This window comes from Stenotrophomonas sp. SRS1, from assembly GCF_026130205.1.
GTDB lineage: Bacteria > Pseudomonadota > Gammaproteobacteria > Xanthomonadales > Xanthomonadaceae > Stenotrophomonas > Stenotrophomonas rhizophila_B.
On record NZ_JAINFD010000002.1, the window covers coordinates 943,595 to 968,945 of the forward strand.

The 25,351-nt window shown below is 65.5% G+C and carries 25 protein-coding genes; 15 read left to right on the plus strand and 10 right to left on the minus strand.

Annotation, left to right across the window (positions count from 1 at the left end; all coding sequences use genetic code 11):
- Window positions 1–18 precede the first annotated feature (18 nt).
- From nudE to gcvH, 8 genes are all read left to right on the plus strand, one after another.
- Window positions 19–567, plus strand: coding sequence for an ADP compounds hydrolase NudE (gene nudE, locus K4043_RS09825; protein WP_121039027.1), 549 nt, complete (start codon window positions 19–21; stop codon window positions 565–567).
- Window positions 564–1,367, plus strand: a complete 804-nt coding sequence (cysQ, locus tag K4043_RS09830; protein ID WP_265309179.1) for a 3'(2'),5'-bisphosphate nucleotidase CysQ — start codon at window positions 564–566, stop codon at window positions 1,365–1,367. Before nudE ends, cysQ begins: the two co-directional genes overlap by 4 nt.
- 16 nt (window positions 1,368–1,383) lie before the next feature.
- The gene (mazG, locus tag K4043_RS09835; RefSeq protein WP_265309181.1) at window positions 1,384–2,196 is read left to right on the plus strand and encodes a nucleoside triphosphate pyrophosphohydrolase; all 813 of its coding nucleotides are present in this window, start codon (window positions 1,384–1,386) and stop codon (window positions 2,194–2,196) included.
- Complete coding sequence (locus K4043_RS09840) at window positions 2,193–2,516, plus strand: YnfA family protein (RefSeq protein ID WP_265309183.1); 324 nt, start codon at window positions 2,193–2,195, stop codon at window positions 2,514–2,516. The genes mazG and K4043_RS09840 overlap by 4 nt, the downstream gene beginning before the upstream one ends.
- A gap of 95 nt (window positions 2,517–2,611) precedes the next feature.
- A complete protein-coding gene (locus K4043_RS09845; RefSeq protein WP_046272684.1) occupies window positions 2,612–3,574 on the plus strand; it encodes an SPFH domain-containing protein in 963 nt (320 codons plus the stop codon).
- Between the two features lies 1 nt (window position 3,575).
- Entirely contained in the window at window positions 3,576–4,007 is a 432-nt protein-coding gene (locus K4043_RS09850) for an NfeD family protein (RefSeq protein ID WP_123730437.1), read from the plus strand.
- 85 nt (window positions 4,008–4,092) lie between these two features.
- The gene (gcvT, locus tag K4043_RS09855) at window positions 4,093–5,205 is read left to right on the plus strand and encodes a glycine cleavage system aminomethyltransferase GcvT (protein ID WP_265309185.1); all 1,113 of its coding nucleotides are present in this window, start codon (window positions 4,093–4,095) and stop codon (window positions 5,203–5,205) included.
- Between the two features lie 97 nt (window positions 5,206–5,302).
- On the plus strand, window positions 5,303–5,698 hold the full coding sequence (gcvH, locus tag K4043_RS09860; protein ID WP_123730439.1) for a glycine cleavage system protein GcvH: 396 nt from the start codon (window positions 5,303–5,305) through the stop codon (window positions 5,696–5,698).
- A 645-nt stretch (window positions 5,699–6,343) separates the two neighbouring features.
- On the opposite strand, the gene K4043_RS09865 is transcribed toward gcvH, so the two are convergent.
- A complete protein-coding gene (locus K4043_RS09865; RefSeq protein ID WP_020424295.1) occupies window positions 6,344–6,535 on the minus strand; it encodes a hypothetical protein in 192 nt (63 codons plus the stop codon).
- A gap of 90 nt (window positions 6,536–6,625) precedes the next feature.
- On the opposite strand from K4043_RS09865, the gene K4043_RS09870 reads away from it, so the two are divergent.
- Window positions 6,626–7,216, plus strand: coding sequence for a histone (locus K4043_RS09870; RefSeq protein ID WP_123730441.1), 591 nt, complete (start codon window positions 6,626–6,628; stop codon window positions 7,214–7,216).
- 135 nt (window positions 7,217–7,351) lie between these two features.
- On the opposite strand, the gene K4043_RS09875 is transcribed toward K4043_RS09870, so the two are convergent.
- Window positions 7,352–8,746: a serine hydrolase domain-containing protein gene (locus K4043_RS09875; protein ID WP_123730442.1), complete on the minus strand. Its 1,395-nt coding sequence runs from the start codon at window positions 8,744–8,746 to the stop codon at window positions 7,352–7,354.
- A 166-nt stretch (window positions 8,747–8,912) separates the two neighbouring features.
- On the minus strand, window positions 8,913–10,502 hold the full coding sequence (locus K4043_RS09880) for a choline dehydrogenase (protein WP_265309188.1): 1,590 nt from the start codon (window positions 10,500–10,502) through the stop codon (window positions 8,913–8,915).
- A 200-nt stretch (window positions 10,503–10,702) separates the two neighbouring features.
- On the opposite strand from K4043_RS09880, the gene K4043_RS09885 reads away from it, so the two are divergent.
- Both K4043_RS09885 and K4043_RS09890 read left to right on the plus strand, forming a co-directional pair.
- Complete coding sequence (locus tag K4043_RS09885) at window positions 10,703–12,040, plus strand: MFS transporter (RefSeq protein ID WP_265309190.1); 1,338 nt, start codon at window positions 10,703–10,705, stop codon at window positions 12,038–12,040.
- Between the two features lie 31 nt (window positions 12,041–12,071).
- Window positions 12,072–12,428, plus strand: a complete 357-nt coding sequence (locus K4043_RS09890) for a DUF1304 domain-containing protein (RefSeq protein ID WP_123730444.1) — start codon at window positions 12,072–12,074, stop codon at window positions 12,426–12,428.
- A gap of 87 nt (window positions 12,429–12,515) precedes the next feature.
- On the opposite strand, the gene K4043_RS09895 is transcribed toward K4043_RS09890, so the two are convergent.
- The 3 genes from K4043_RS09895 to K4043_RS09905 form a co-directional block, all read right to left on the minus strand.
- Window positions 12,516–12,986, minus strand: coding sequence for a hotdog fold domain-containing protein (locus K4043_RS09895; protein WP_265309193.1), 471 nt, complete (start codon window positions 12,984–12,986; stop codon window positions 12,516–12,518).
- A gap of 69 nt (window positions 12,987–13,055) precedes the next feature.
- On the minus strand, window positions 13,056–15,533 hold the full coding sequence (locus K4043_RS09900; protein WP_265309194.1) for an acyl-CoA dehydrogenase: 2,478 nt from the start codon (window positions 15,531–15,533) through the stop codon (window positions 13,056–13,058).
- Entirely contained in the window at window positions 15,530–16,450 is a 921-nt protein-coding gene (locus K4043_RS09905) for an alpha/beta hydrolase (RefSeq protein WP_265309196.1), read from the minus strand. The genes K4043_RS09900 and K4043_RS09905 overlap by 4 nt, the downstream gene beginning before the upstream one ends.
- A gap of 139 nt (window positions 16,451–16,589) precedes the next feature.
- On the opposite strand from K4043_RS09905, the gene K4043_RS09910 reads away from it, so the two are divergent.
- Window positions 16,590–17,192: a TetR/AcrR family transcriptional regulator gene (locus tag K4043_RS09910; protein ID WP_123730448.1), complete on the plus strand. Its 603-nt coding sequence runs from the start codon at window positions 16,590–16,592 to the stop codon at window positions 17,190–17,192.
- A 90-nt stretch (window positions 17,193–17,282) separates the two neighbouring features.
- On the opposite strand, the gene K4043_RS09915 is transcribed toward K4043_RS09910, so the two are convergent.
- The 4 genes from K4043_RS09915 to K4043_RS09930 all read right to left on the minus strand — a co-directional run bounded on the left by K4043_RS09915 (window position 17,283) and on the right by K4043_RS09930 (window position 23,012).
- A complete protein-coding gene (locus K4043_RS09915; RefSeq protein ID WP_265309198.1) occupies window positions 17,283–17,747 on the minus strand; it encodes a hypothetical protein in 465 nt (154 codons plus the stop codon).
- Window positions 17,748–17,832: 85 nt separating this feature from the next.
- A complete protein-coding gene (locus tag K4043_RS09920; protein WP_123730450.1) occupies window positions 17,833–20,607 on the minus strand; it encodes a TonB-dependent receptor in 2,775 nt (924 codons plus the stop codon).
- Between the two features lie 531 nt (window positions 20,608–21,138).
- Complete coding sequence (locus tag K4043_RS09925; protein ID WP_184997299.1) at window positions 21,139–21,963, minus strand: hypothetical protein; 825 nt, start codon at window positions 21,961–21,963, stop codon at window positions 21,139–21,141.
- 152 nt (window positions 21,964–22,115) lie between these two features.
- Window positions 22,116–23,012, minus strand: a complete 897-nt coding sequence (locus K4043_RS09930; RefSeq protein ID WP_123730452.1) for an Hsp33 family molecular chaperone HslO — start codon at window positions 23,010–23,012, stop codon at window positions 22,116–22,118.
- Window positions 23,013–23,091: 79 nt separating this feature from the next.
- On the opposite strand from K4043_RS09930, the gene mtgA reads away from it, so the two are divergent.
- Genes mtgA through K4043_RS09945 form a run of 3 tightly spaced genes read left to right on the plus strand, consistent with a single transcriptional unit; the run spans window position 23,092 to window position 25,291 of the window.
- Entirely contained in the window at window positions 23,092–23,841 is a 750-nt protein-coding gene (mtgA, locus tag K4043_RS09935) for a monofunctional biosynthetic peptidoglycan transglycosylase (protein ID WP_265309200.1), read from the plus strand.
- 39 nt (window positions 23,842–23,880) lie between these two features.
- Window positions 23,881–24,900, plus strand: coding sequence for a glycosyltransferase family 2 protein (locus K4043_RS09940; protein WP_265309202.1), 1,020 nt, complete (start codon window positions 23,881–23,883; stop codon window positions 24,898–24,900).
- Window positions 24,860–25,291 (plus strand): CBS domain-containing protein, encoded by a 432-nt coding sequence (locus K4043_RS09945; protein ID WP_265309204.1) that lies wholly within the window; start codon window positions 24,860–24,862, stop codon window positions 25,289–25,291. Before K4043_RS09940 ends, K4043_RS09945 begins: the two co-directional genes overlap by 41 nt.
- The last annotated feature ends 60 nt before the right edge of the window (window positions 25,292–25,351 follow it).

Genomic DNA, 25,351 nt, shown 5'->3' on the forward strand with positions numbered 1-25,351 from the left:
CATTCTAGAGATGCTCGCATGAGCCGTCGCCTGCCCATCATCCACCAGATCACGGACGAGGAAAGCGGGCCGTTCCAGCGCCAGCATCTGGATCTGGAGTTCTCCAATGGCGAACGCCGCCGCTTCGAACGGCTCGTAACCCGCGGCCATGGGGCCGTGGTGGTGGTGCCGATGCTCGATGACGAGACCGTGCTGCTGGTGCGTGAGTACGCCGCCGGCATGCACCGTTATGAGCTGGGGCTGGTGAAAGGCCGCATCGATGCCGGCGAAACCCCCGAGCAGGCCGCCGACCGTGAATTGAAGGAAGAGGCCGGTTACGGCGCCCGCCGGGTCGACGTGCTGCGCGCGATGACGCTGGCCCCCACCTATATGAGCCATCAGTCCTGGCTGGTGGTGGCGCGGGATCTGTACCCCGAGCGCCTGGTCGGTGATGAGCCGGAGGAGCTGGAGGTCGTGCCGTGGAAGCTGGCCGATCTGGACCAGTTGATGCTGCGCGAGGATTTCTCCGAAGGCCGATCGCTGGCGGCGCTGTTCATCGCACGCGAGTGGCTGGGACGGAAGGAATGATCAAACTCACGACGGATCTGCGCGAAACCGTCATCGCCATCGCCCAGGACGCGGCCGCCGCCATCATGGCGGTGTATGCCACGCAGTTCGATGTGGAGATCAAATCCGACCACAGCCCGGTCACGGCGGCCGATCTCGGCGCCAACCAGGTGATCGAGCGTGGGCTGGCCCAGCTCACTCCGGAGCTGCCGATCCTCTCCGAGGAATCGGCGCAGGTGCCGTGGGAGATCCGCCAGCACTGGGGCGCGTACTGGCTGGTCGATCCGCTGGATGGCACCCGCGAATTCGTCAAACGCAACGACGAGTTCAGCGTCAACATCGCGCTGATCTACCAGGGCGCGCCGGCGTTCGGCGTAGTGCTCGCCCCGGCCACGGGCCAGATCTGGCATGCGATGCGCGGCGAACTCGCCTACCGCCGCGACGGTATGCGCGATTCGGTGCTGCGGACCCGCACGCCCGCCTCGGCGCCGCTGCGGGTGGCCGCCAGCCGCTCGCATCGCAGCGAGCAGACGCAGGCCCTGCTGGACCGCATGGGCGATATCGAGGTGCTCGCACAGGGTTCCTCGCTCAAATTCTGCCGCCTGGCCGAAGGCACGCTGGACGTCTACCCGCGGCTCGGCCCGACCGCCGAGTGGGATACCGCCGCCGGACAGTGCGTGCTGCACGCCGCCGGTGGCGCGGTACTCTCGGCCGAGACCGGCAAGCCGTTCCGCTACAACCGCCGCGAGAGCCTCTTGAACGGCGACTTCATCGCGCTCGGCGATACCCGCCTGCCGTGGCGTGCGTGGCTGCCCGCCTGACCTGACTGGAGCAACGATGCCTGCCACCCCTGAACTGGACCGCCTGCTGGGCATCATGGCGCGCCTGCGCGATCCGCAGCAGGGCTGCCCGTGGGACCTGCAGCAGGACTTTGCCAGTATCGCCCCGTACACCATCGAGGAAGCCTACGAGGTCGCCGATGCGATCGACCGCGGCGATCTGGATGACCTAAAGGATGAACTCGGCGACCTGCTGCTGCAGGTGGTCTTCCACGCGCAGATGGCGCAGGAGCAGGGCGCGTTCGGGTTTGCCGACGTGGCCCGCACGATCAGCGACAAGATGGAGCGCCGGCACCCGCACGTGTTCGCCCAGGTCCAGGTGGACGGGGCCGATGACGTCAACAGCAACTGGGAAGCGATCAAGCGCGCCGAGCGTGCTGCAAAGGGCCACACCGATACCTCGGCACTGGCCGGCATCTCGGGTGGCCTGCCGGAGTGGCAGCGGGCGGTGAAGCTGCAGGCACGCGTAGCGCGGGTCGGGTTCGACTGGCCGGGCCCCGCGCCGGTGATGGACAAGGTGCGCGAAGAACTGGACGAAGTCGCTGCTGAATTCGCGCGTGGCCCGGTCGAGGAAAATCAGGCACGCCTGCAGGAAGAGCTGGGCGATCTGCTGTTCGTCTGCGCCAACCTGGCCCGTCACGCCAAGGTCGATGTCGGTGCCGCCCTGCGGCTGGCCAACCACAAATTCGAACGGCGTTTCCGCGCGATGGAAGCCCAGGCCGAGGCGGCCGGACAGTCCATGGGTGCGCTCGATCTGAAGGCGCAGGAAGCGCTCTGGCAGCGGGCCAAGGATGCCGAGCGCACGGGATGAACACCCTGCTGCTGTTTGTCGTGACCGCCGTGGCCGAGATCGTCGGCTGCTACCTGCCGTGGCTGTGGCTGCGCAAGGACGGCAGCGCCTGGTTGCTGCTGCCGGCGGCCGTCAGTCTGGCGTTGTTCGCCTGGCTGCTGACCCTGCACCCGACCGCCAGCGGGCGCGTCTATGCCGCCTACGGTGGGGTCTATATCGGCACCGCGCTGATGTGGCTGTGGCTGGTGGATGGCATCCGCCCCAGCCGCTGGGACCTGCTCGGCGTCGGCCTGTGCCTGGCCGGCATGATGGTCATCATGTTCGCCCCGCGCACCGCCTGATCCTGTCTGACGGGCACCCAGGACACTCCCCGACGCCGGTGTGAAGACGGCGTGGCTATACTCGACCTACGATACCGGGGAAAGGGAGTGACCTGATGTTTCCAACCATGCTGTTCTCGCTGGTGCTGGCCTTCGTGGCCGTTGTCATTCTGTTCAAGGCCGTGCGGATGGTGCCGCAGGGCTATGAATGGACCGTGGAGCGCTTCGGCCGCTACACCCACACCATGTCGCCCGGCCTGCATTTCCTGATCCCGATCGTCTATGGGGTCGGCCGCAAGGTGAACATGATGGAGCAGGTGCTGGACGTGCCCAGCCAGGAAGTGATCACCAAGGACAACGCCGCCGTGCGCGTGGATGGCGTGGTGTTCTTCCAGGTGCTCGATGCGGCCAAAGCGGCCTACGAGGTCGCCAACCTGGAGGTGGCGATGATCGCGCTGGTGCAGACCAACATCCGCACCGTGATCGGCTCGATGGACCTGGATGAATCGCTCAGCCAGCGTGAGGTGATCAATGCCCAGCTGCTGAGCGTGGTCGACCATGCCACCAACCCGTGGGGCGTGAAAGTGAACCGCATCGAGATCCGCGACATCCAGCCGCCGCGCGATCTGCTCGATGCGATGGCGCGGCAGATGAAGGCCGAGCGCGAAAAGCGCGCGCAGATCCTGGAAGCCGAAGGCTCGCGTCAGTCCGAAATCCTGCGCGCCGAAGGCGAGAAGCAGGCCACCGTGCTGGAGGCCGAGGGCCGCAAGGAAGCTGCCTTCCGCGATGCCGAAGCGCGCGAGCGCCTGGCCGAGGCGGAGGCCAAGGCGACCACGATGGTCTCCGAGGCGATCGCCCAGGGCGACGTGCAGGCGATCAACTACTTCATCGCGCAGAAGTACGTGGAAGCATTCAAGGAACTGGCAACCTCGCCGAACCAGAAGCTGGTGCTGATGCCGATGGAGGCCAGTGGCGTCATCGGCTCGATCGCCGGCGTGGCTGAACTGGCGCGCGAAGCGTTCGCCAAGCAGGAAGAGAAGAAAGCCACGCGCGGCGTCCCGCCGCGGATCGGAGGCTGACATGCGCTGGGAAGTGGTGGCCTGGGGCGCGCTGGCACTGGTGCTGTTCGCCGCCGAGGCGCTCGCGCCCGGCGCCTTCATGTTGTGGATCGGGATCGGTGCGGCGGCCGTGTTCGTGCTGGTCGCGGTGTTCGCCGACGTCCCCCTGTTGTGGCAGGTGGTCGCCTTCGTGGTGCTCAGCGTGGTCTCGATCCAGTGCTATCGCCGCTGGGGGCGATCGCACGATCGCCAGAGTGATCAGCCGCTGTTGAACCGGCGCGCGGAGCAGTTGATCGGGCGGGTAGTGGTGCTCGACCAGGGCATCGTGGCCGGCAAGGGCCGGGCCAAGATCGACGATGCGTTCTGGGTGGTCGCCGGGCCGGATCTGCCGGCCGGCAGCCCGGTGCGCGTGGTGGCGGTGGAAGGGATGACGCTGAAGGTGCAGCAAGCCTGATCCGCGGTTTTCCCGCACCGCCGCAGGCGTTGTGAAGACGGTTCTGGGATAATGATGGCTTGCCTTCATTCCCCCGGAACCGGTCATGACCCAGAAGACGCTTCTCAACGATACCCACCGCGCACTCGGCGCAAAGATGGTCGATTTCGGTGGTTGGGACATGCCCATTCATTACGGTTCGCAGCTGGACGAGCATCATCTGGTGCGCGGCGATGCCGGCATGTTCGACGTCAGCCACATGACCGTGGTCGACCTGCGCGGTGAGCAGGTCAAGCCGTTCCTGCGCACGCTGCTGGCCAACTCGGTGGACAAGCTCAAGGCCACCGGCAAGGCCCTCTACTCGTGCATGCTCAATGCCCGCGGCGGCGTGATCGACGACCTGATCGTCTATTACATGGCTGACGATTTCTTCCGCATGGTGGTCAACGCCTCGACCCGCGAGAAGGACCTGGCCTGGATCCGCGAGCAGGCGGCAGCCTTCAACGTGGAGGTCATCGAGCGCGAAGACCTGGCCATCATCGCCGTGCAGGGCCCGACCGCACGCGAGCGGGTGATCGGCCTGCTGGGCGAGGGCGACCGCGCGGCGCTGGAAAAGCTGGGCCGCTTCGCCGCCCTGGAGACGGCCACCGCTGACGGCACCGCGCTGTTCGTGGCGCGTACCGGCTACACCGGTGAAGACGGTTTCGAGATCCTGCTGCCGCAGACCGCCGTGGTCGCGTTCTGGAATGCGCTGAGCGCCGCGGGCGTGCGTCCGGCCGGCCTGGGTGCGCGCGATACGCTGCGACTGGAAGCCGGCATGAATCTCTACGGCCAGGACATGGACGAGGAGATCACGCCTTATGAAGCCGGCCTGGCGTGGACCGTCGCACTGGACGAAGGCCGCGACTTCATCGGGCGCGATGTGCTCGAGGCGCAGAAGGCGGCCGGTAACGCCCGCCAGCTGATCGGCCTGGTCATGGATGACAAGGGCGTGCTGCGTCACGGCCAGGTCGTGCTCACCGCCAGCGGCGAGGGCGAGATCCTGTCCGGCACCTTCTCGCCGACCCTGGGCAAGGGCATCGCGTTCGCCCGCGTGCCGGGTGGCGAACTGGGGGACGTTCGCGTGGATATCCGCGGCAAGCAGATTCCAGTGCGCGTGGTGAAGTTCCCGTTCGTGCGCGAAGGCCAGGCCCAGCCCGGCGTGTTGATCGACGGCTGATGCCGTGATGTATCCGGTGCGGACGCGTTCGTGTCCGCGCCGGTTGGTTACACTACCCCCGTTTCTTGACCCCCCTGATATTCCTCGGAGCAGTCCCATGAGCGAGATCCCCGGCGACCTCAAATTCCTCAAGTCCCACGAGTGGGCACGCGTTGAAGGCAGCGGCCGCGTCACCGTCGGTATTTCCGACCACGCCCAGGGCCTGCTTGGCGACCTGGTCTATGTTGAATTGCCGGAGGTTGGCCAGGAGGTCAAGGCCGGCGAACAGGCTGCCGTGGTCGAGTCGGTCAAGGCCGCTTCGGACGTGTACAGCCCGATCACCGGCACGGTGGTCGAGGTCAATTCGGCCCTGAGCGACAAGCCGGAAACCATCAACGAAGACGCCTACGGCGACGGCTGGATCTACGTCGTCGAAGTGGCCGGCCTGGACGAAGTCAACGACCTGCTGGGTCCGGACGACTACGCCGAGCTGCTGGAAAACGAAGATCATTGATCGTCGTGTCTGCTGAAAAACGGCCGCCTGGGTGCGGCCGTTTTTTTTTGCCTGCTTGCCCGGGCATGCGTCGATCGCGTTAGTGGTGCGTGAGGATCGCACTGCGAGCGCGATGGGCGGTGGTCGCGACGGCAGGCTCATGACGATCGGTTCGGTGCCGATGCGCGCCGGTGATCTGGTCTGCGGCGACGCGCCGGCGGCATGCCGAGCAGGCATCCAAGCGGACGCGCGGCGACGTTCGATGGCGAACGCCAGGCGCGAACATGTCGGTGCCGAACGGTCAAAAGTTTGCGCAGTTACGCAAATCGGGTCGAAAAAAGCGCGGGCAGATGTGAAAAGTTTTGCGGTCTGTTTAAGGTGCGCACGGGGAGTCCCGTGGCGGGGGCGATGGCATGCGATGCGCACGTGGCGTTGCGGGGCGGCGCACGCCGATGTTGCGATGTCGCGACACGAAAGTGCTTCTTTTAAGTGTTTTTCTTTTCTGCGTTGTCAGCGTTTGATTGCGCGGAGTGTTCGCGCTGGCGGTGGCATGGCGCTCTGGTCGGGGCGCTGACGGGTACGGCGAGGGGCGTGCCGCAAGGCGCCAGTGTGAAAATTTTTCGCCGGGGTTGTTGACAGTGAAAAAAAGCGTGATTAGGTTTCGCCTCAGCAGACCTTGCCTGCGAACAGAGTGAGCAGAATCGACATCAAGTCGCGAAGCACAACCTGGACATCCACCTCGCGTCCCATGACGGTGGAGATGGCTTCGCTTCCTCCGGCGAACCGCAAGTTCCTTTCCTCTTCGATACCTGCCTGGCCACATGCGGCGGGTGTCACCGTATCCGTCACGACGCGCATGACGCGACGGCGGTCCCCGCGACGCAGCAACGGCGGGTTTGCTTTACCTGGGCGTTTCCACTCCATAGATCACTGACGAGGAGCCATCCCATGGCAACCAAGAAAGCTGCGAAGAAAAAGCCGGCCGCCAAAAAGGCAGCCAAGAAGGTCGCTAAAAAGGCGACTGCCAAGAAGGCCGTGAAGAAGGTAGCCAAGAAGGCGGCTGCCAAGAAGACGGTGAAGAAGGCGGCCAAGAAGGCGACCGCTCGCAAGGCAGCAGTGAAAAAGACGGCAAAGAAGGCAGTGAAGAAGACTGCGAAGAAGGCCGCCACCAAGAAGACCGCGAAGAAGGCAGTGAAGAAGACGGCGAAGAAGGCCGTCAAGAAGACTGCAAAGAAGGCAGCTGCCAAGAAGACCGCGAAAAAGGCGGTAAAGAAGACGGCCAAGAAGGCGACCCGCAAGGTAGCCAAGAAAGCCGCTCCGAAGAAGGCTGCCAAGAAGACCGCGAAGAAGACCGCCAAGAAGGCCACCCGCAAGGTAGCCAAGAAGGCCACCGCCAAGAAGGCGACTGCCCGCAAGGCTCCGGCCAAGAAGGCATCCGCGAAGAAGGCAGTGAAGAAGGTTGCAAAGCGCAAGCCGGCCGTTCGCAAGAAGAAGGCCGCACCGGTCGCACTGCCGGCAACCCCGGCACCGCTGATCTGAGTTTTTCCCGATAGCCGTACCTGAGACTCCTTCCCTGGCAGCCCAGCGGGGAAGGAGTTTTTTTATGGGCGGTACCAAAAACCACAAAAAAGGCGGCCATCCGGCCGCCTTTTTCAATGCCACGTGCGGGCAGGATCAGCGCGGCGAAGCGACCGCGCGGTTCGACGACACGCCCTTGCGCTTGCCTTGCGGGGCGGCATCCTCGGCCATCAGGCTGTCGCTGCCGAAGTCGGTGTCCACGTCCAGCCAGCGCTGGGTCGGCAGGCCCATGGCCTGGTCCAGTACGGTGGGCAGCAGGCCGCTGGGCAGGCTGCTTTCGCCGTTCCACATGATGGCGATGCCGAGGTCGCGTTCGGGCACCAGGGCGACCAGGCCGCGATAACCCTGGACGGCACCGGCGTGGAAGATCACTTCATGGCCGGCGTAATCGAAGGTGCGCCAACCCAGTGCATAGCCGGCCGAGTTGAGGCGTTCGCGGCGCCAGCCCGAGCGCATCTCACCGGGGGTGCTGATCAGGCTGGCGTGCAGCGTGGCCAGCAACGGGGCGGGCAGGACGTCGGGGCGATGGCCGGTGTGTGCCAGCAGCCACTGCGCCATGTCACTGGCACTGGCATTGACGCCGGCGGCCGGGGCGAGCCGGTAATAGGTCGGCTTGGGCGTGAGCGCGACCCAGCCGTTGCGGCTGCGCACGTGCGGGCGCGCCCAGCGCGAGCTGGCCTGGATGCCGGCCAGGCCGAGGCTGGCGTCATCCATGCCCAGCGGCTTGAACAGGCGGCGCTCGACGGACTGTTCGTAGAAGCTGCCGGAGGCGGCGTAGACCACATCACCGATCAGGCTGAAGGCCACGTTCTGGTAGGCATAGCAGTCGCCGGGCAGGCACTTGAGCGAGGTGGCCGCCAGCTTGTGGGTGAGCGTGTAGTACTCGGCGTTGGCTTCGACGTCGCGGTCGTAGGCGTTGTAGGGCAGGCCAACGCGGTGGCTGAGCAGATCGGCCACGGTCAGGCGCTCGGTCGCTTCGGGCGTGCTCAACTGGAAGCCGGGCACGTAGTCGGTGACCTTGCTGTCCCAGCGCAGGGTGCCATCGTTGACCAGCAGGCCGGCCATGGTGCCGGCGAAGGCCTTGGACAGCGAGGCCAGGCGGAATACGGTGTGCGCGTCGACCTGCTGCGGATTGTTGACGTCGGTGACACCGTAACCGCGCGCGCTGAGCACGCGGCCGCCCTGGACGATCGCAACGGCCATGCCGGGTACGCGCTCGCCGTAGGTGAGCTGCTGCGCCATCGATTCGATCGAGGCCACGTTGAAGCTCTGCGCGGGCGGCTGCACTTTCAGGCCGGCCGGGGTGGTGCGATACGCGGCAGGCTGGGTATGCGGGGCGGCGCTCGGCGCCGATTCCTCGATGTTGACCGGGAACCCGGCGGGCGCAGCGGCGGGTGTCTGTGCAGTGGAAGACATGGCGATGGGCATCAACATGCCCAACAACCCGGTTGCCGCCGAACGGATCGGTCGGCGCCTGTTGTTCTGGTTCATCGTATGGGTGCCCGTGCGCGACTGCTGTGACCGATTCTAGCGCCGCTTTTCGTGATTGCACAAACGAAACGAAGATGAATGCGTATCGCATTGAAAATACGCGGGTTTTGCCGATCTCCAAAGGATCCTTTGCCCGGGCGGTAAGGACGGTCCAGCGCACCCCTGTTCAGGCAGTGGCGGCGGTCCGGATCCAATGCGCTGCACGCTCGGCGATCATCAGGGTCGGGGCATTGGTGTTGCCGCTGACCAGGCGCGGCATCACCGACGCGTCCACCACCCGCAGCCGCTGGGTGCCATGCACGCGCAGGGTCGGATCGACCACGGCCTCGGCATGTTGCCCCATCGCGCAGGTGCCGACCGGGTGGTAGATGGTCTCGGCCTTGGCCCGGATGAAGGCTTCCAGTGCCGTGTCGTCCAGCGCGTCGTGCGGGGGGAAGACCGGCGCGCCGCGCCAGCGGTCGAAGGCGGGCTGGTGCAGTATCCGGGCCGACAGGCGCGCACATTCGAGCATCATCTTCAGGTCGTGGCCCTCCGCATCGCCGAGGTAGTTGGCGTGGATGCGCGGCGGTGAGCGCGCATCGGCATCACGCAGGTGCAGCTGCCCGCGGCTGCGCGGGTGCAGCGGGCAGGCATGCAGCGTGTAGCCATCGCCCGGCAGCCGGTGGCGGCCGTGGTTGTCCAGCATCGCCGGGACGAAATGGAACTGGATGTCGGCACCCGCATCGGTGGCCAGCGACGAGCGGGCGAAGCCGCCGGCCTCGGCCAGGTTGCTGGTGCCGGCACCGCGGCGGCCGCGCAGGAAGTAGTCCACGGCGATGCGCAGCTCGTTGCTGCGGTCGTAGCTGACGCCCGGTGTGGTGTGCACGACGGTGCAGATGTCCAGGTGGTCGTGCAGGTTGCGGCCGACACCGGGCAGATCCACGCGCGGGGTGATGCCGTGGCAGCGCAACGTGTCCGCCTCGCCGATACCGGAGAGCATCAGCAGGTGCGGGGAATGGATGGCGCCGGCGCTGAGGATCACCTCGACCGCCGCGCGTGCATGGAGGTGGTGGCGGCCGCGTCGATAGTGCACGCCGGTCGCCGTCGTGCCCTCGAAGCTCAGCGCGGTCGCCTGCGCACCGGTAAGCACCGTCAGGTTGCGCCGGTGGCGCGCAGGGCGCAGGTAGGCGTCCGCGCTCGAACACCGTGCACCGTCGCGCTGGGTGACCTGGTACAGCCCTGCGCCGAGCTGCTGGTCACCGTTGAAGTCCGCATTGTGGAGATGGCCGGCTTGCTGGGCGGCGGCGATGAACGCGGCCGAGAGGGGATTGTGGTGGCGCAGGTCGGACACCGACAGCGGTCCTGCGGCGCCGTGCAGCGCGCTGGCGCCGCGGCTATTGCGCTCGCTGTGCAGGAACCAGGGCAGCACCTGGTCCCAGCCCCAGCCGGTGGCACCACCCGCTTCCCAGCCGTCGTAGTCGGCCGGTACGCCGCGCACGTAGCACATCGCATTGATCGAGCTCGAGCCCCCCAGCACCTTGCCGCGCGGCCACCACAGGCGACGGCCGTCCAGCGCAGGCTCGGGCTCGGTCTCCAGATTCCAGTTGATGCGGCGGTTGTTGACCAGCCGCGCCAGGCCCGCCGGCATGTGGATGAAGGGGTTGGTGTCGCGCGGACCGGCTTCCAGCAGCAGTACCCGGCAGGCCGGGTCCTCGCTGAGCCGGTGGGCCAGCACGCAGCCGGCAGAACCGGCTCCAATCACGATGTAGTCGTACATGCCGCTCCTTGCCGGGGTGCGCACCGAGCATAAGACAGGTTGCGGCAGGCAGGGGCTGCGGGGTGCGTCACGCAGCGTTGCGCCGATGGGCGTGCCGGAGGCTGGCGATGTTGCGGTGCATCGTTTACCTTGCGCGCTTCGACGCCCGGAGTTCCCCACATGCTGCCGTTGCAACGCCCCTTGTGCGCGCAGAGCGGGCAATGACCGCGGCGACCGGGACCGGCACGGCAGCCGGTGGCATGCTGAGTGCGTGGCGGCGTTCGCCACCGCTGATCTGGGCCTCGCTGTATTTCTTCTGCCTGCTGAGCGGCTACTACGTGCTGCGCCCGGTGCGCGAAGCGATGGCGGCCTCCTCCGATCTGCAGACGGTGTTCCCGCTGCCGTTGATCGAGTGGTTCGCCGGCCATGGGATCGCCCTGCAGGACTTCGTGCTGCAGTTCCTGTTCACCTGCGTGTTCTTCATCATGCTGGTGCTGCAGCCGCTGTACGGCGCGCTGGTGAGCCGCTATCCGCGCCGGGTATTCCTGCCGGTGGTGTACGGGTTTTTCATCGTCACCCTGCTCGGGTTCTACGTGATGTTCGACACCGGCGTGCCCGGGCGCGGCATGGCGTTCTTCTTCTGGATCACCGTCTTCAACCTGTTCGCGGTGGCCGTGTTCTGGAGCTTCATGGCCGACGTGTTCTCCAACGTGGAGGCGCGCGCGTACTACGGCTATCTCGGCGCGGCCGGGACGATCGGCGCATTCCTTGGGCCGATCATCACCTCGGCGCTGGTGCAGCGGGTCGGCATCGCCAATCTGATGCTGGTCTCGGCCGGCTTCCTGTTGATCTGCCTGGGCTGCATCTGGCGGCTGCGGCTGTGGGCGGTGGCACGCGAACAGGAGCGGGAACTGGTCTCCGGCGAGACGCCGATGGGCGGCAGCGTGTTCGATGGCCTGAAGCTGATCGTGCGTGAGCCGATGCTGCGCTGGCTGGCGCTGATGGTGCTGTTCGGCGTGGGCGTAGGCACCATGCTCTACAACGAGCAGGCCTCGATCGTACGACGCCTGTACACCGACCCTGCCGCCAGCACGGCGTTCTTCTCGCGCGTGGATCTGGCCGTGAACGCGCTGACCCTGATCATCCAGCTCGGCGCGACGCGCTGGCTGCTGTCGCGGTACGGGATCGCACCCGCACTGCTGATTCCGGGGGTGGCGATCATCATCGGGTTCTCGATCCTGGCCGCCTCGCCGCTGCCGCTGATGGTGGCGATGGTCCAGGTCATGACCCGCGCCAGCGAATTCTCGCTGGCCAAACCGGCGCGCGAGACGATCTACACCCGTGTGGACCGACAGTGGCGCTACAAGGCCGGCGCGGCGATCGACACTGTGGTCTACCGCGGTGCGGACCTGACCTTCGCCTGGGTGCACAAGGGGCTGTCCCTGTTCGGCTCGCACATCGTGTTCCTCGGTGGCCTGGTCGTGGCCGGTGCCATGACCGTCGCCGCCCTTGGCCTGCTGCGCGAAGAAAAGAAGCTGCCGGGCGAGCGCCCGGAGTAAGCTCTCTGCATTACGTTCTGGAAGCCTGCCCATGTATTGGATCGCGCTGTCACTGACCTTGCTGGTCGCCCTGCTGCACGTGTACTTCCTGGTCCTGGAAATGTTCCTGTGGACCAAGCCGCTGGGATTGAAGACCTTCCGCAATACGCCGGAAAAAGCGCAGGCCACGCGGGTGCTGGCGGCCAATCAAGGGCTGTACAACGGCTTCCTTGCCGCGGGCCTGTTCTGGGGCCTGTTCGATCATCTGCCGATGCTGGTGAACTTCTCGCTGGGCTGCGTGATCGTGGCTGGCTGCTATGGCGCGTACAGCGTCAACAAGCGGATCTTCTTCATCCAGGCGGTGCCGGCGATCCTGGCCGTGGCGGCATGGTGGATGGTGCCGGCCTGACAGGCGGCAGCCACGCGTGGCGTGGCTCTGCCCTGCGATACACGAATCGGATGTAGAGCCACCCCATGGGTGGCTGCGCGCCAACGATCAACGCTTGACCGGCGACACCCACATCGCGATCCGGGCCTCGAACACCGCCGTGCCGGCGTCATCGCGCACCTGCACCTTCACCGGCAGCGCGTAACCCGCCTCGGCCGCCACGATCGGCTGCTCCGGCATGGCCACGGCATGCTGGGAGCCTGTTGCCTTGGCCAGGTACTGCACCTCCATGCCCTTCGGGATCCAGCGCATGCCCTTGGGCAGCGAGGCATCCACCATCAGCCCGGCAGTGAGCTCGGCCAGGTTGCACAGCGCGATCGCGTGCACCGTGCCGATGTGGTTGGTGACCTTGCGCCGGTGCGCGATGCGGCCTTCGCAGCGGCCCGGTTCAAGCAGGGTGATGCGCGGGGCGATGCTGGCGAAGTAGGGTGCCTTGAAACACACCGCGCGCGAGAACAGCCAGTTGCCGGCAGGCCATCGCTGCATGCGGCGATAAAGCGTGAGCAGTGGAGCGGACATCAAAGATCTCCCTAAAGAAACGGCGGACCGAAGTCCGCCGTTGTCGTTTACCTGGTGCCAGGATCGGGATCAGGCGGCTTCGGACTGCGCGTCCTGCTGGGCACGCTTGTAGTAGCCCGCCGAGCGCAGCTCTTCCGGATCGAAGTCGTCCACGGTGATCGTTTCCAGGGTGAGCGTGCGCAGCTCCTCAAGCAGGGTGCGCTCGTCCTGGGTGATCACGCCTTCGGCCACGGCTTCGTCCAGCTGGGTAACGAAGTCCAGCGCCTCGATGCCCTTGGTCTTGAGCGCCTTGATGAACTTGCGCTCCACCGGCTCGGCCATGATCGCCTTGGACAGGTAGCTGTTGATGCGGCCACCCGGGTTGTTTTCGCACGGGGTCAGGAACACGCCACTGGCCAGACGGTCGCGGGCTTCGTTGGGCGCCATCAGCAGCGCGGCGACGCGGTGGCCAAGGCGGTCGCCCGGCGCCTCGGCACGACGACCGAACGGGAAGATCAGCGCCCACATCAGCCAGCCGATCGGACGCACCGGGAAGTTGCGCAGGGCGGCCGACAGCGACTCTTCGATCTTGTGCACGCTGTCATGGAAGGCCCAGGCCAGCAGCGGCTGGTCGGCGGCCGGTGCGCCTTCGTCGTGGTAACGCTTGAGCATGGCGCTGGTCATGTAGATGTGGCTCAGCACATCGCCCAGGCGGCCGGACAGCGATTCCTTGAACTTCAGCTTGCCGCCCAGCGTCATCATCGAGATGTCGGCCATCAGCGCCAGGTTGGCCGAGTAACGGTCCAGCTTGCGGAAGTAGCGGCGGGTGTAGCCATCGCCTGGGGCGGCACCGAAACGGGCACCGGTCAGGCCGAACCAGAACGAACGCACGGCGTTGGAGATGCCGTAGCGGATGTGGCCGAACAGGCTGCGGTCGAATTCCTGCAGGCCGGCACGGGTGTCCGGATCCTGCGCGGCCTTCATTTCCTTCAGTACCCACGGGTGGCAGAGGATCGCACCCTGGCCGAAGATCAGCAGGCTGCGGGTCATGATGTTGGCGCCTTCGACCGTGATCGCGATCGGCGCGGCCTGCCAACTGCGGCCGGCGAAGTTGCGCGGCCCCAGGATGATGCCCTTGCCGCCGATGACATCCATCACGTCCGAGATCACTTCACGGCTCATGGTGGTGCAGTGGTACTTGGCAATGGCCGACGGCACCGACGGCACGTCGCCACGGTCCACCGCCGCCGCCGTGGCCTGGCACAGCGCGCTGATCGCGTAGGCCTTGCCACCGATGCGGGCCAGCGCTTCTTCCACGCCCTCGAAGCGGCCGACCGACAGGCCGAACTGCTTGCGGATGCGCGCATAGGCACCGGTCACCACCGCACCAGCCTTGGCACCGCCACTGGCGGTGGAGGGCAGGGTGATCGAGCGGCCGACGGCCAGACACTCGTTGAGCATGTTCCAGCCCTTGCCGGCCTTCTCGGCACCGCCGATCAGCTGGGTCAGCGGGATGAAGACATCCTTGCCGCGGATCGGGCCGTTCTGGAAGGTCGAGTTGAGCGGGAAGTGGCGACGGCCGATTTCCACGCCGGCGGTATCACGCGGCAGCAGCGCCAGGGTGATGCCGATATCGCGGGTGCTGCCGATCAGGCCATCCGGGTCGTACATGCGGAAGGCCAGGCCGATCAGCGTGGCCACCGGGGCCAGGGTGATGTAGCGCTTGTCGAAGGTGAGCTTGACGCCGAGCACCTGCTCGCCGTTCCACTCGCCCTTGCAGACGATGCCGTAATCGGGAATCGAGGTCGCATCCGAGCCGGCAAACGGACCGGTCAGGCCGAAGCAGGGCACTTCACGGCCATCAGCCAGGCGCGGCAGGTACTGGTCCTTCTGTTCCTGGGTGCCGTAATGGTTGAGCAGTTCACCCGGGCCCAGCGAGTTGGGCACGCCGACGGTGGAGCTGACCACGCTCGACACCGAGGCCAGCTTCTGGATGACCTTGTGGTGGGCCAGCGCGCTGAAGCCCAGGCCGCCGTATTCCTTCGGAATGATCATGCCGAAGAACTTGTTCTTCTTGATGAAGCTCCACAGCTCCGGCGGCAGGTCGGCGTAAACGTGGGTGATTTCCCAGTCGTTGACCATCTTGCACAGCTCTTCCACCGGGCCGTCCAGGAACGCCTGTTCCTCGGCGGTGAGCTGCGGCTTGGGGTAGTTGAGCAGGATGTTCCAGTCCGGATCACCGGTGAACAGCTCGCCTTCGAAACCGACCGAGCCGGTTTCCAGCGCGATGCGCTCGGTCTGCGACAGCGGCGGCAGTACCTTGCGGAACACCTTCATCATCGGCGCGGTCAGCAGCGGCTTGCGGATGAAGGGCAGCAGCAGCGGCACGGCGATGACGGCGACGATGGCCGCAGCCACGATCGTGGCGGTCTGGTTGACGTACGGGATGAACCAGCAGGCGGCCAGCAGCACCAGGCTGATGATCGTCCAGGTGATCAGGCGCATCCGGTGGTAGGCGACGAACGCACCTGCCAGGAGGATCGCGAGGAAGGGAACGACAATGCTCATGAGCGTGCTCCGGTGACGTGCTCGGTAATGGCGGACGATGCGACGGCGGAGGCCGAGGGCAACACGTCCAGATAGTCCAACACAGTAGCGGTAAAGGCGTTGTTGTCGTCGCCGGCGACCATGTGCGTGGCCTCCGGCAACTGCACGTGGCGTGCATGGGGCACCAACGCGAGGAACTCGGCCACCGTCTGCGGGGTGACCAGGGTGCTGCGGCCGCCGCTGACCAGCAGCACGGGGCATTTCACCTGGCGCGCCGCCTCGGCAAGCGCGTCCTGGTGGTGCTCGCTGTCGCGCGCCAGCTCGGCGACCAGGCGCGGGTCCCAATGCCAGCGCCAGCGGCCGTGGCCGTCCTCGCGCAGCAATGCGCGCAGCGAATCATCCGACTTGCGCGGGCGGTGCGGCAGGTAGGAGGAGATCACGTCGGCGGCCTGGGACAGCGACGCGAAACCCTCCGGGTGCGCGGTCATGAACATCAGGATCTTTTCGACACCGGCGGTATCCCAGCGGGGGGTGATGTCCACCAGCACCATCGCCGAAAACAGGCCCGGCCAGCGCGACTCGGCGAGCAGGCCGAACAGACCGCCCATCGAGGCGGCGATCAGGATCGGCGGCTGCGGCTGTTCACCGGCCAGCACGATCAGATCATCGGCGAACTGTTCACCGTGATACGCAAGGTCGGCCGGGTTCCAGTCGGAATCGCCGTGGCCACGCGCGTCGTAAGCCAGGGTCTGGTAGCCGGCGTCGACCAGCGCGTTCGCGGTGGCGTTCCACGCATGCCGTGTCTGGCCGAAGCCGTGCGCGAACAGCACCGTGCCACGGCGCCCCGGACCTGTGCGGGTGGCGGCCAGCACGGCGTCATGCGCGCCGGTCAGTCGCTCATCGCCAAGGCGGGGCAGGGGAGAAGGAGGAATGACCATACTCGCTAGTATGGACTTGCCCTGTGCGATGTCAATACTTCGGAGTATGGTGGGTCCATCCCTTGTGGCAGCAGGCGTGAAGCGCCCTTTTGCTGATTCACATACTGCAACCAACTCCGGCGTATGGTTAAATCCACCTATGAATGAACCCGAAGCTTCCGCCGGCGAGCCACGTGCCGGCCGCAACAGCCGCCTCAGTGCCGAAGACTGGGCCCAGGCCGCACTGGATCTGATTGCCGAACAAGGCGTGGGCGCGGTCGCGGTGGAGCCGCTGGCGCGTCGCCTCGGTGTCACCAAGGGCAGCTTCTATTGGCACTTCCCTTCGCGCGATGCATTGCTGCAGGCCGCACTGGAGCGCTGGGAACTGTTCGAGCAGGAACAGGTGTTCGGCAGCCTGGCCGACGTCACCGATCCACGCGTGCGTCTGCGCCAGCTGTTCCAGGTGGTGGCGCATGAAGTGCAGCCGCACATCATCTACAGCGAGCTGCTCAAGGCGCTCGATCACCCGATGGTGCGCCCGGTCATCGACCGCGTTTCGCATCGCCGGCTGGAGTATCTGGTCGCCTCGTTCCGCCAGGCCGGCCTGAGCCGTACCGACGCGCAGCATCGTGCACGCCTGGCCTATGCCGCCTATGTCGGCTTCCTGCAGTTGTCGCTGCAGCTGCAGCAGCCCAAGCAGGCGCGCGAGGATTTCGAGGCCTACGTGGAGCATGTGATCGAGACGTTGATTCCGATCGGGTGAGGGCGGCGCGGCGCGCCTGGTCATCGCATGCACAAAAAAGGCCTGCCCCGATCGGGGCAGGCCTTTGCGTATCAGCGGTAGTGCGTTTACTTACTTCTGGCTCTGACCGATCCGCTGTTGCGCACGGACGGTGTCGTCCTGCGCGCGCAGCTTCAGGCGGGCGCGTTCGGCGACGGTGAGGCAGTTGTTCTGCGGCAGGTTGCTGCCGATGGTCTTCTCGCGGCGACACACCAGGCGGCTGTCCGCGGCGGCCTGCGTGAGGATCGTATTGATCTGCGACTGGTCGTTCATGACCGCAACGCGGTCGTTTTCGTGCAGGCGCGAGACATCGTCGGCACTGCCGAGCTTGGCCTGGATGCGGTTGAGTGCCGCCACCACCGAGCTCTTCTGTTCCAGCGAGATTTCGCGATATTTGTCGCTCTCAAGATCGGCCATGACCGTCTTGCGTTGTTCGGCGAACGAGTGGTTGAGATCGATCACGCTCTTGTCCTGCGCCCAAGCGGCGCCGGAGACGGCGAACGCCAGCAGCAGGCCGGTCAACATCCTTTTTTTCATGGGGCTCATCCTCGGTCCTGGAAGGAAAAAAGGATGGCCCGGCGAACCGGGCCATCCTCAAGCGGTTGCTACTACCTCAGACCCATCAGAAGCGCTGGGTGTACTGCATGTACATGTAACGACCCGGGATGTCGTACTGCGGGTCGAACGAGTTGGCGAACGCATCCAGCGTGACCGGCGGGTCCTTGGCGAAGATGTTGTTGGCACCGACGCGCACGGTCGCATTCCACGGCAGGTTGTAGCTCAGCTGCAGATCGTGGTACGTGATCGATTCCAGCGTGCCTTCGCTCACATCTTCGGTCAGGCCCGAACGGTAGCGGATCATCCAGCTGGCGCTGAAATCACCGTAGGTCCAGTCGGTGGTCAGGTTGCCACGCAGGCGCCAGTACGGATCGGACTCGAAGTACTTGCCGTTCAGCGCTTCCCAATCGTCCTGCGTCGAATCGCGCGAGCGGTTCTTGGTGACGTAGGTGGAATCCAGGGTGAAGCCGAAGGTGCCGACGCTGGTGTCTGCCAGGCGGTACTTCACGGTCAGGTCGTAACCTTCCAGTTCCTGGAAACCGGCGTTGATCGGGCCGATGAACATGCCGGTGACGAGACCGGTCGCATCACGGGTGATCAGGTCGCAGTAGCTGGAGATGTTGTCAACGTAGCACTTGTCCAGGATCGTGTTGGCCGCGAAGCTGCTGATGCGGTTTTCCAGCTCGATGGACCACCAGTCCAGCGAGATGTTCAGGCCGGTCGCCCAGGACGGGCTGTACACCACGCCCAGCGTCTTGCTGGTGGCGGTTTCCGGGGTCAGATCCGGGTTGCCGCCAAGGGTGAACGGATAGATGGTCTGGCCACCGTTGACGCCGCCGCCGCTGTTGTAATCGGCCACGAAGCCAGCCGGGACGCCGCGGGCGGCGCAGTTGGCCTGCACGCCAGCGTTGCCGGCGAAGCGACCGTCGCCCGAGCAGGGATCGGAGTAGGTGGCGAAGGTGTCGGAGTCACCACGGTACAGATTGGTGATCGACGGTGCACGGAAGCCTTCGGCCCAGTTACCACGGACCAGCACTTCGTCCAGCGGCTTCCACTTGAAGCCGAACTTGCTGTTCAGCGTGTTGCCGAAGTTGCTGTAGTCCGAGTAACGGGTGGCAGCACTCAGTTCCAGCAGCTGGGCACCCGGCAGGTCCTTCAGCAGCGGGATCGCCACTTCGATGTACGCGTCATCCAGCGAGTACTCGCCGGAGGTCGCGGTGAAGGAGTTGCCCGAGGTCAGGCCGTTGGCGATGAAGGCGTCCGGCGAGGAATAGCCGCTTTCCTTGCGGTGTTCAAAACCAGCCGCGAAGCTCAGCCAGCCAGCCGGCAGTTCGAACAGTTCACCGGACAGGTTCGCGGTGACGCTTTCGTTGCGGTACTGGTAGGTGTTGTGTGCGGTGAACAGGATGTAGTCCAGCATCTCCTGGCTCACGCCACCGGCCGGCGACAGCGGGTTGAACGGGGTGCAGCCGCTGATGATGTCGCCGCCCGGGCCGTCAACGCAGACCACGCGGCCGCCACGCACTTCGGACGCGCCGAGGGCAGCTTCCAGCGACAGCAGGTTGGCGTCGCCGACCTGGGTCTCCACTTCGTTGGTCTTGTTGAACGCGTAACCGGCATCCCAGTTGAACTGGCGGCCGGCGAACTCGAAGAAGCCATCCAGGCCCAGATAGACGTGGCTGGTCTTGGTGTTCTGGTCGTACAGACGCGACGCTTCGGTCAGACGGTGGGTCCAGCTGACATCACGCCCATCACCGCCGTAAGCGGCGTTGTAGGGGTTGTAGTAGCTGTCACCGCTCAGGCTCAGGCCGGTGTTGATGGTGCTCAGCGGGAAGCCGGCCAGCTGCTGGGCCGAGCGACGCTCGTTGTACAGCGCATCCATCTTGAAGGTGATGTTGTCCGACAGGTTGTAGCTGCCCTGCGCGAACAGAGCACTACGCTTCTGCGGGGTCGCCAGGTAATTGTCCTTGGCGAAGTTGTAGTTGAAGTCGCTGGTGTACGGGATGTACTGGTTCAGCGCGTAGTACGGATCGCTGGCCAGACCGCTGGCGATGGCGCCCGGACGCAGGGCCAGATTGCCGCCTGCAGCTGCCGAGGCGTTGATCTTGCCGTTGGCCGAGTAGCTGCTGTACGTGGCGCTGCCGCGGCCGAATTCCGGCACGGCCGAGATGGCGCGGTCACCGGCGGAGACGGCGTCTTCTTCAACGCGCGACACGCTGATGACCAGGTTGCCGCGATCGCTGCTGGTGCCGACGGTGGCGTCGAACGAGGTGCGCTGACCGTCGCCCTGGCCGTACTGGCCGACGTAGGCGTTGACTTCCGCGCCTTCGTAATCGCCGCGGGTGATCAGGTTGACCACGCCGGCGATGGCGTCGGAACCGTAGACCGACGAGGCGCCGTCCTTCAGCACTTCAACGCGTTCGATGATGGAGGCCGGGATGGTGTTCAGATCCACCGAACCGGAGGTGTTGGACACCCAGCGGCGGCCGTTCACCAGCACCAGGGTGCGTTCCGAACCCAGGTTACGCAGGCTGATGGTGGACGAGCCGTCACCGCCGTTGTTGAAGTTGGTGTTCAGACCGGCGCCGTTGGCCGAGATGCGCTGGAGCACATCGGCGACCGAGGTCAGACCCTGCTTTTCGATCGCAGCGCGGTCCATGATGAAGACCGGCTGGGAGTTCTCGACGTCCACGGAGCGGATGCGGGAACCGGTGACCTCGATGCGATCGAGGTTGGTCGGCGATGCCGACTCCTGGGCGACAGCGGTGGTGGCAGTGCCTGCCGTCGCGACCAGCGCGATCACCACTGCATCACGCAGCTTGTTGTGCTTGAAATTCATTGCTCTCTCTCTCTCCAAGTGGGCTTGGGTACGACACGAAGTTGGCTTCTGCGGGGCGGAGACGAAAGGCGTCTCCAAGTCGCGAAGCTGACTCGATAGTAACCACGTATTCGGAGAAATTAAAGACCCGTTAATACTTCATGTGATTTAGGTGAAATTCGGCAAAGTCCTTGTGCCCCAGGGTATTGCGGGTGCGATGAGTGCTTCGGGCCCATTGGCAGTGCCTAAGATGTGATGACTTTTGGCACATTTTTTATGTCGATTTGTATCGAATTCGCCTGAATGGGCGGCCGGGAGGGCTCGCACTCGACCGGGCGCCGCGTTCCTGAAGCGTCGTGATTGTCCCGTCAGCGGGCGTTTCGGCACGCCTTATGCTAGGAATCGTTACATGACTGACGGTAATGAGGGGCACGGTGAACGCGCGCACGGCAATGCCGCCGCAGGAGGCAGCGGTCAATCAATCCAGATAGGGGGGGGGCAGGAATCACCCGTGCACCAGTGCAGGCCCGTTGCAGGCCCATCGGTGAGGGCTTACAGGTCCTGCTCGTAGCGGACGTAGGGCACGGTGCCTTCGTCGGTGCTCTCATTGCGCGGAGCGAACGGATTCTTGCCGCGGGTGACGACGTTCTCGGCGCCAACGGTGAGCTGGCCGCTCCATGGGGTGCGCCAGGTCAAGCCGACGCCCAGGCCTTCCCACTTGCCGGGCTGCCCCGGGACATCGACCACGCGGCCGATGATGTTGCCGCTGAAATTGCCGTAGCCAGCACCGATGGTGAGGCTCTTGCTGTCCCAGCGGTCGACGATGGCCGGCGAGGCGTCCGCGATCGGCACCAGGCGTGCCTTCGCATACGTGCCGCCGATCGACACGAAGCCTTCGCGGCCGATGTTCTTCTGCCCGAAGACGGTCAGATCGTTCTGTTCGGCGCGCAGCGACGGCGATTTGTTCGGCCCCGCCAGCCAGGCTGGCAGGGTGTCGCGGCCGCTGCCGGCGGTGATGCCCACGCGCCCACCGGGCCGGTTGAAGGCGGCGGTGCCGCTGACCCGGCGGCTGAGGGTGTTGTCTTCTTCATCGCCCAGAGTAGCCAGCATGCAATGACTGGCCAACCCGCTGATGCTGGTGCCGCGGCTGCTGTTGCACAGCAGGCCGAGCGAATCACCGGAGGACAGCCCAAAGGCCGCATCCAGCGAGCTGCGCCCGAAATGCCAGCGGGCACCGACGGCCTGTTCGCCGGTCGGCTCCAGATACAGCAGCGCCTCGACCTTGCCGCTGCCCTTGTTCCAGACCGGCAACACCGTGCCGTCCTGCCTGCCCTTGGCCTGCGCATGCGCGCCCGAGACCGCGCCAAGGGCGATCATCAGGGCCAGCGGTAGACGCAGAAGGGGATGCATGGGAACTCTCAGACAAGCGCTGTGACGACAAGTTCCCGCCGAAGCGGGGCATTGATCCTAGGGCGTTTATGATTTCTTAACAAGTCTTGGTTCTCCCCAGAACAAAACTCGTACCAAAATTACTGAAGCCGTTCAGGTGCCGGCGAGGATACATCCATCTCGCGGAACAGTATGTCGAATTCCGTCAACGGAAAGTGATACTCCTGCCCGCAGAATTCGCAGCGCACTTCGACCGCACCGGTCGGCTCGGCGGCCGCCCGTGCTTCCGCTTCGCCCAGCGACTGCAACATGCCCTGGACGCGCTCGCGCGAGCAGGAGCAGGCAAAGCGCAGCGCCTTGTCGCCCAGCAGTTCCGGGTGTTCCTCATGGAACAGGCGATGCAACAGGTCGTGGCCGGGCACATCCAGCAGTTCCTGCTTGCCCAGTGTCTCGAACAGCGCGCTGGCACGCGACCAGCCATCCTGGTCGCCTTCATCGCCCGGCAGCTTCTGCAGCAGCAGGCCTGCGGCGCGGGTGCCATCCGCAGCCAGCAGCAACCGGGTCGGCAACTGCTCGGACTGGCGGAAGTAATCCTCGAATGCCTCGTCCAGGCCGGCCGCGCTCAGTCCGACCAGGCTCTGGTAGCGCTGCGGTTCGCGCGGGTCCAGGCCGGGGTTCTCGATGGTGATCGCCAGCAGCGCGTCATCGCCCAGGGCGGTCAGATCGCGCGGGGCATCACCACCGCCGTCGGCCAGCTGGACGATGCCGCGCAGGGTACCGGCTGCGGTGCACTCGGCGAACAGGGTGCGCAGCGCGGTGTTGCTGCGTAGCTGGATGGACAGCCGGCCATCAACCTTGGTGTGGCCGGTGAACAGCGCCGAGGCGACGCTCGCTTCGCCGAGCAGTTCGGCTGCACCCGGCGGGTAGGCGGCGTGGGACAGGATCTCCTGCCAGGTCGCATCGAGGTGCACGTGCACGCCGCGGACGCCGGCATCGGGGAGCAGGAAACGGGCAAGGGTGTCGGTCTGGGCGGTCATCGGTTCGGTGGCTGCGCGAAAGGAGTGCCGGTTGCCGGATAATGCGCCGACAACCGTGCAAGTAAAGGATGCACCAGTAATGGGGGCAGAGCGCAGCAACCTCAAGGTCGAGCCGGACCTGGAACCGTCACCGCCGCGGCGCTGGCGCTGGAAACGCCTGATGTGGCTGCCGGTGCTGTTCGTCGGCATCAGCGTGTTGCAGGTACTGGCCCTGCGCTTCATCGATCCGCCCGTGTCCAGCGTGATGGTGTGGCGCTACGGCGAGGCGCTGGGGCAGGGCGACTGGGGCTACCGGCTGCATTACCAGTGGCGTGACCTGGACCAGATGGCCGCGAGCCTGCCTATTTCGCTGGTGGCCGCCGAGGACCAGCGCTTCCCGGAGCACAATGGCTTCGACCTGCAGGCGATCGAAAAGGCGCGCGATCACAACGCGCGCGGTGGCCGCCTGCGCGGGGCCAGCACGATCAGCCAGCAGGTCGCCAAGAACCTGTTCCTGTGGCAGGGCCGCAGCTGGATCCGCAAGGGGCTGGAAGTCTGGTACACGGTGCTGATCGAAGCGCTATGGCCCAAGTCGCGGATCCTGGAGATGTACGCCAACATCGCCGAGTTCGGCGACGGCATCTATGGCGCACAGGCGGCGTCCCGGCACTACTGGAACAAGGACGCCTCGCGGCTGAGCCCGGCCGAAAGCGCCCGGTTGGCCGCGGTGCTGCCATCGCCGCGCCGCTACAACGCCGCCAAGCCGGGGCCCTACGTGCAGCGCCGTGCGGCCTGGATCCAGCGGCAGGCCCGCCAGCTGGGCGGCAACGCTTACCTGGGCGACGACTGAGCATTCATGTACGTGATTGGCTGACGCTACAATCGCGGCATGAACGCCCAACGCCTGACCGTCGTGGTTGCCGCCCACAATGAAGCCTTGGCCCTGCCGATGCTGCACGTGCGTCTGTGCGCGGTGCTCGACGACCTGGGTGGCATCGATGGCCGGGTGCTGTATGTCGACGACGGCAGTACCGATACCTCGTGGGAGGTGATGCAAGGGTTGGCGGATGCGGACCCCCGCGTCGGCGTGCTGCGGCTGTCGCGCAACTTCGGCAAGGAGGCGGCGCTGACCGCCGGGCTGGATTTTGTCGACAACGGCGCGGTGATGATTCTCGACGCCGATGGACAGGACCCGCCCGAACTGATTCCCGAGTTCGTCGCGCTCTGGCAGCAGGGCTATGACAACGTGTATGGCACGCGCCTGAAACGCGATGGCGAGAGCTGGTTCAAACGGTCCACCGCGAAGGTGTTCTATCGGGTGATCGGGCGCCTGTCCAACACGCCGATTCCCGCTGATACCGGGGATTTCCGACTGCTTTCCCCGCGCGCGCTGCAGGCACTTGGCCAGCTGCGTGAACGTCACCGGTTCATGAAAGGGCTGTTCGGCTGGGTGGGTTTCCGCCGCAAGGCGCTGCCCTATCATCGTCACGCGCGGCTGGTGGGGGAAAGCAAGTTCAGCGTCTGGCGGCTGTGGAATTTCGCGCTGGAAGGCATCACGGGGTTCTCGACCGCGCCGCTGCGGGCGACCACCTACCTGGGCTTGGCCGCAGCGAGCGTCGCGTTCCTGTTCGCACTGGTGGTCGTCCTCAAGGCCGCCCTGTACGGCGACCGCGTCGCGGGCTGGCCGACCATGATGGCGGTGATCCTGTTCCTGGGCGGCATCCAGCTGATCGCGCTGGGGCTGATCGGTGAATACCTCGGCCGCCTCTATGAGGAATCCAAACAGCGCCCGCTGTATCTGGTTGACACCTGGCAGGCGCCGTTCGTGGCAGACTCGACCGTGCATCCCATCGGTGGAGAGCAGCGAGATGACCACGGTACGACAGCTGTTGGAAGGCAAGTCCCCTGAGGTATTCGCCGTAGCGCCGACATCGGCGGTGATCGATGCCATCCGGCTGATGGCCGAAAAGGGCATCGGCGCGGTGCTGGTGATGGAGGGCCGGCAACTGGTCGGGATCCTTTCCGAGCGCGACTACGCGCGCAAGATCGTCCTGCACGAGCGCTCGTCAAGCACGACCGAAGTGCGCGAGATCATGACCCCCAAGGTAGTGACGGTAGCGCCCGGCGAGCAGGTGGAACACTGCCTGCAACTGGTCACCGATTACCGCATCCGGCATCTGCCGGTGGTCGACGGCACGGGCGTGCTCGGCGTGATCTCGATCGGCGATCTGGTCAAATCGGTGATCGACGAACAGGCGCAGAAACTCGATCAACTGCAGCAGTACATCGTCGCCGGCTGAGCGGCCCTGGATGTTGCCCGGATGGCCGGTCAGCGGCCGGCATCCGGCCATGACCGCATC

Bases quoted from the DNA above. Each gene is read 5' to 3' on its own strand.
- mazG (WP_265309181.1), top strand. From the start codon at position 1,384: ATGCCTGCCACCCCTGAACTGGACCGCCTGCTGGGCATCATGGCGCGC.
- gcvH (WP_123730439.1), top strand. From the start codon at position 5,303: ATGAGCGAGATCCCCGGCGACCTCAAATTCCTCAAGTCCCACGAGTGG.
- cysQ (WP_265309179.1), top strand. From the start codon at position 564: ATGATCAAACTCACGACGGATCTGCGCGAAACCGTCATCGCCATCGCC.
- nudE (WP_121039027.1), top strand. From the start codon at position 19: ATGAGCCGTCGCCTGCCCATCATCCACCAGATCACGGACGAGGAAAGC.
- K4043_RS09920 (WP_123730450.1), bottom strand. From the start codon at position 20,607: ATGAATTTCAAGCACAACAAGCTGCGTGATGCAGTGGTGATCGCGCTG.
- K4043_RS09940 (WP_265309202.1), top strand. From the start codon at position 23,881: ATGAACGCCCAACGCCTGACCGTCGTGGTTGCCGCCCACAATGAAGCC.
- K4043_RS09895 (WP_265309193.1), bottom strand. From the start codon at position 12,986: ATGTCCGCTCCACTGCTCACGCTTTATCGCCGCATGCAGCGATGGCCT.
- K4043_RS09910 (WP_123730448.1), top strand. From the start codon at position 16,590: ATGAATGAACCCGAAGCTTCCGCCGGCGAGCCACGTGCCGGCCGCAAC.
- mtgA (WP_265309200.1), top strand. From the start codon at position 23,092: ATGGGGGCAGAGCGCAGCAACCTCAAGGTCGAGCCGGACCTGGAACCG.
- K4043_RS09850 (WP_123730437.1), top strand. From the start codon at position 3,576: ATGCGCTGGGAAGTGGTGGCCTGGGGCGCGCTGGCACTGGTGCTGTTC.
- K4043_RS09915 (WP_265309198.1), bottom strand. From the start codon at position 17,747: ATGAAAAAAAGGATGTTGACCGGCCTGCTGCTGGCGTTCGCCGTCTCC.
- K4043_RS09845 (WP_046272684.1), top strand. From the start codon at position 2,612: ATGTTTCCAACCATGCTGTTCTCGCTGGTGCTGGCCTTCGTGGCCGTT.
- K4043_RS09890 (WP_123730444.1), top strand. From the start codon at position 12,072: ATGTATTGGATCGCGCTGTCACTGACCTTGCTGGTCGCCCTGCTGCAC.
- K4043_RS09840 (WP_265309183.1), top strand. From the start codon at position 2,193: ATGAACACCCTGCTGCTGTTTGTCGTGACCGCCGTGGCCGAGATCGTC.
- K4043_RS09925 (WP_184997299.1), bottom strand. From the start codon at position 21,963: ATGATCGCCCTTGGCGCGGTCTCGGGCGCGCATGCGCAGGCCAAGGGC.
- gcvT (WP_265309185.1), top strand. From the start codon at position 4,093: ATGACCCAGAAGACGCTTCTCAACGATACCCACCGCGCACTCGGCGCA.
- K4043_RS09865 (WP_020424295.1), bottom strand. From the start codon at position 6,535: ATGCGCGTCGTGACGGATACGGTGACACCCGCCGCATGTGGCCAGGCA.
- K4043_RS09945 (WP_265309204.1), top strand. From the start codon at position 24,860: ATGACCACGGTACGACAGCTGTTGGAAGGCAAGTCCCCTGAGGTATTC.
- K4043_RS09870 (WP_123730441.1), top strand. From the start codon at position 6,626: ATGGCAACCAAGAAAGCTGCGAAGAAAAAGCCGGCCGCCAAAAAGGCA.
- K4043_RS09900 (WP_265309194.1), bottom strand. From the start codon at position 15,533: ATGAGCATTGTCGTTCCCTTCCTCGCGATCCTCCTGGCAGGTGCGTTC.
- K4043_RS09905 (WP_265309196.1), bottom strand. From the start codon at position 16,450: ATGGTCATTCCTCCTTCTCCCCTGCCCCGCCTTGGCGATGAGCGACTG.
- K4043_RS09930 (WP_123730452.1), bottom strand. From the start codon at position 23,012: ATGACCGCCCAGACCGACACCCTTGCCCGTTTCCTGCTCCCCGATGCC.
- K4043_RS09885 (WP_265309190.1), top strand. From the start codon at position 10,703: ATGACCGCGGCGACCGGGACCGGCACGGCAGCCGGTGGCATGCTGAGT.
- K4043_RS09880 (WP_265309188.1), bottom strand. From the start codon at position 10,502: ATGTACGACTACATCGTGATTGGAGCCGGTTCTGCCGGCTGCGTGCTG.
- K4043_RS09875 (WP_123730442.1), bottom strand. From the start codon at position 8,746: ATGAACCAGAACAACAGGCGCCGACCGATCCGTTCGGCGGCAACCGGG.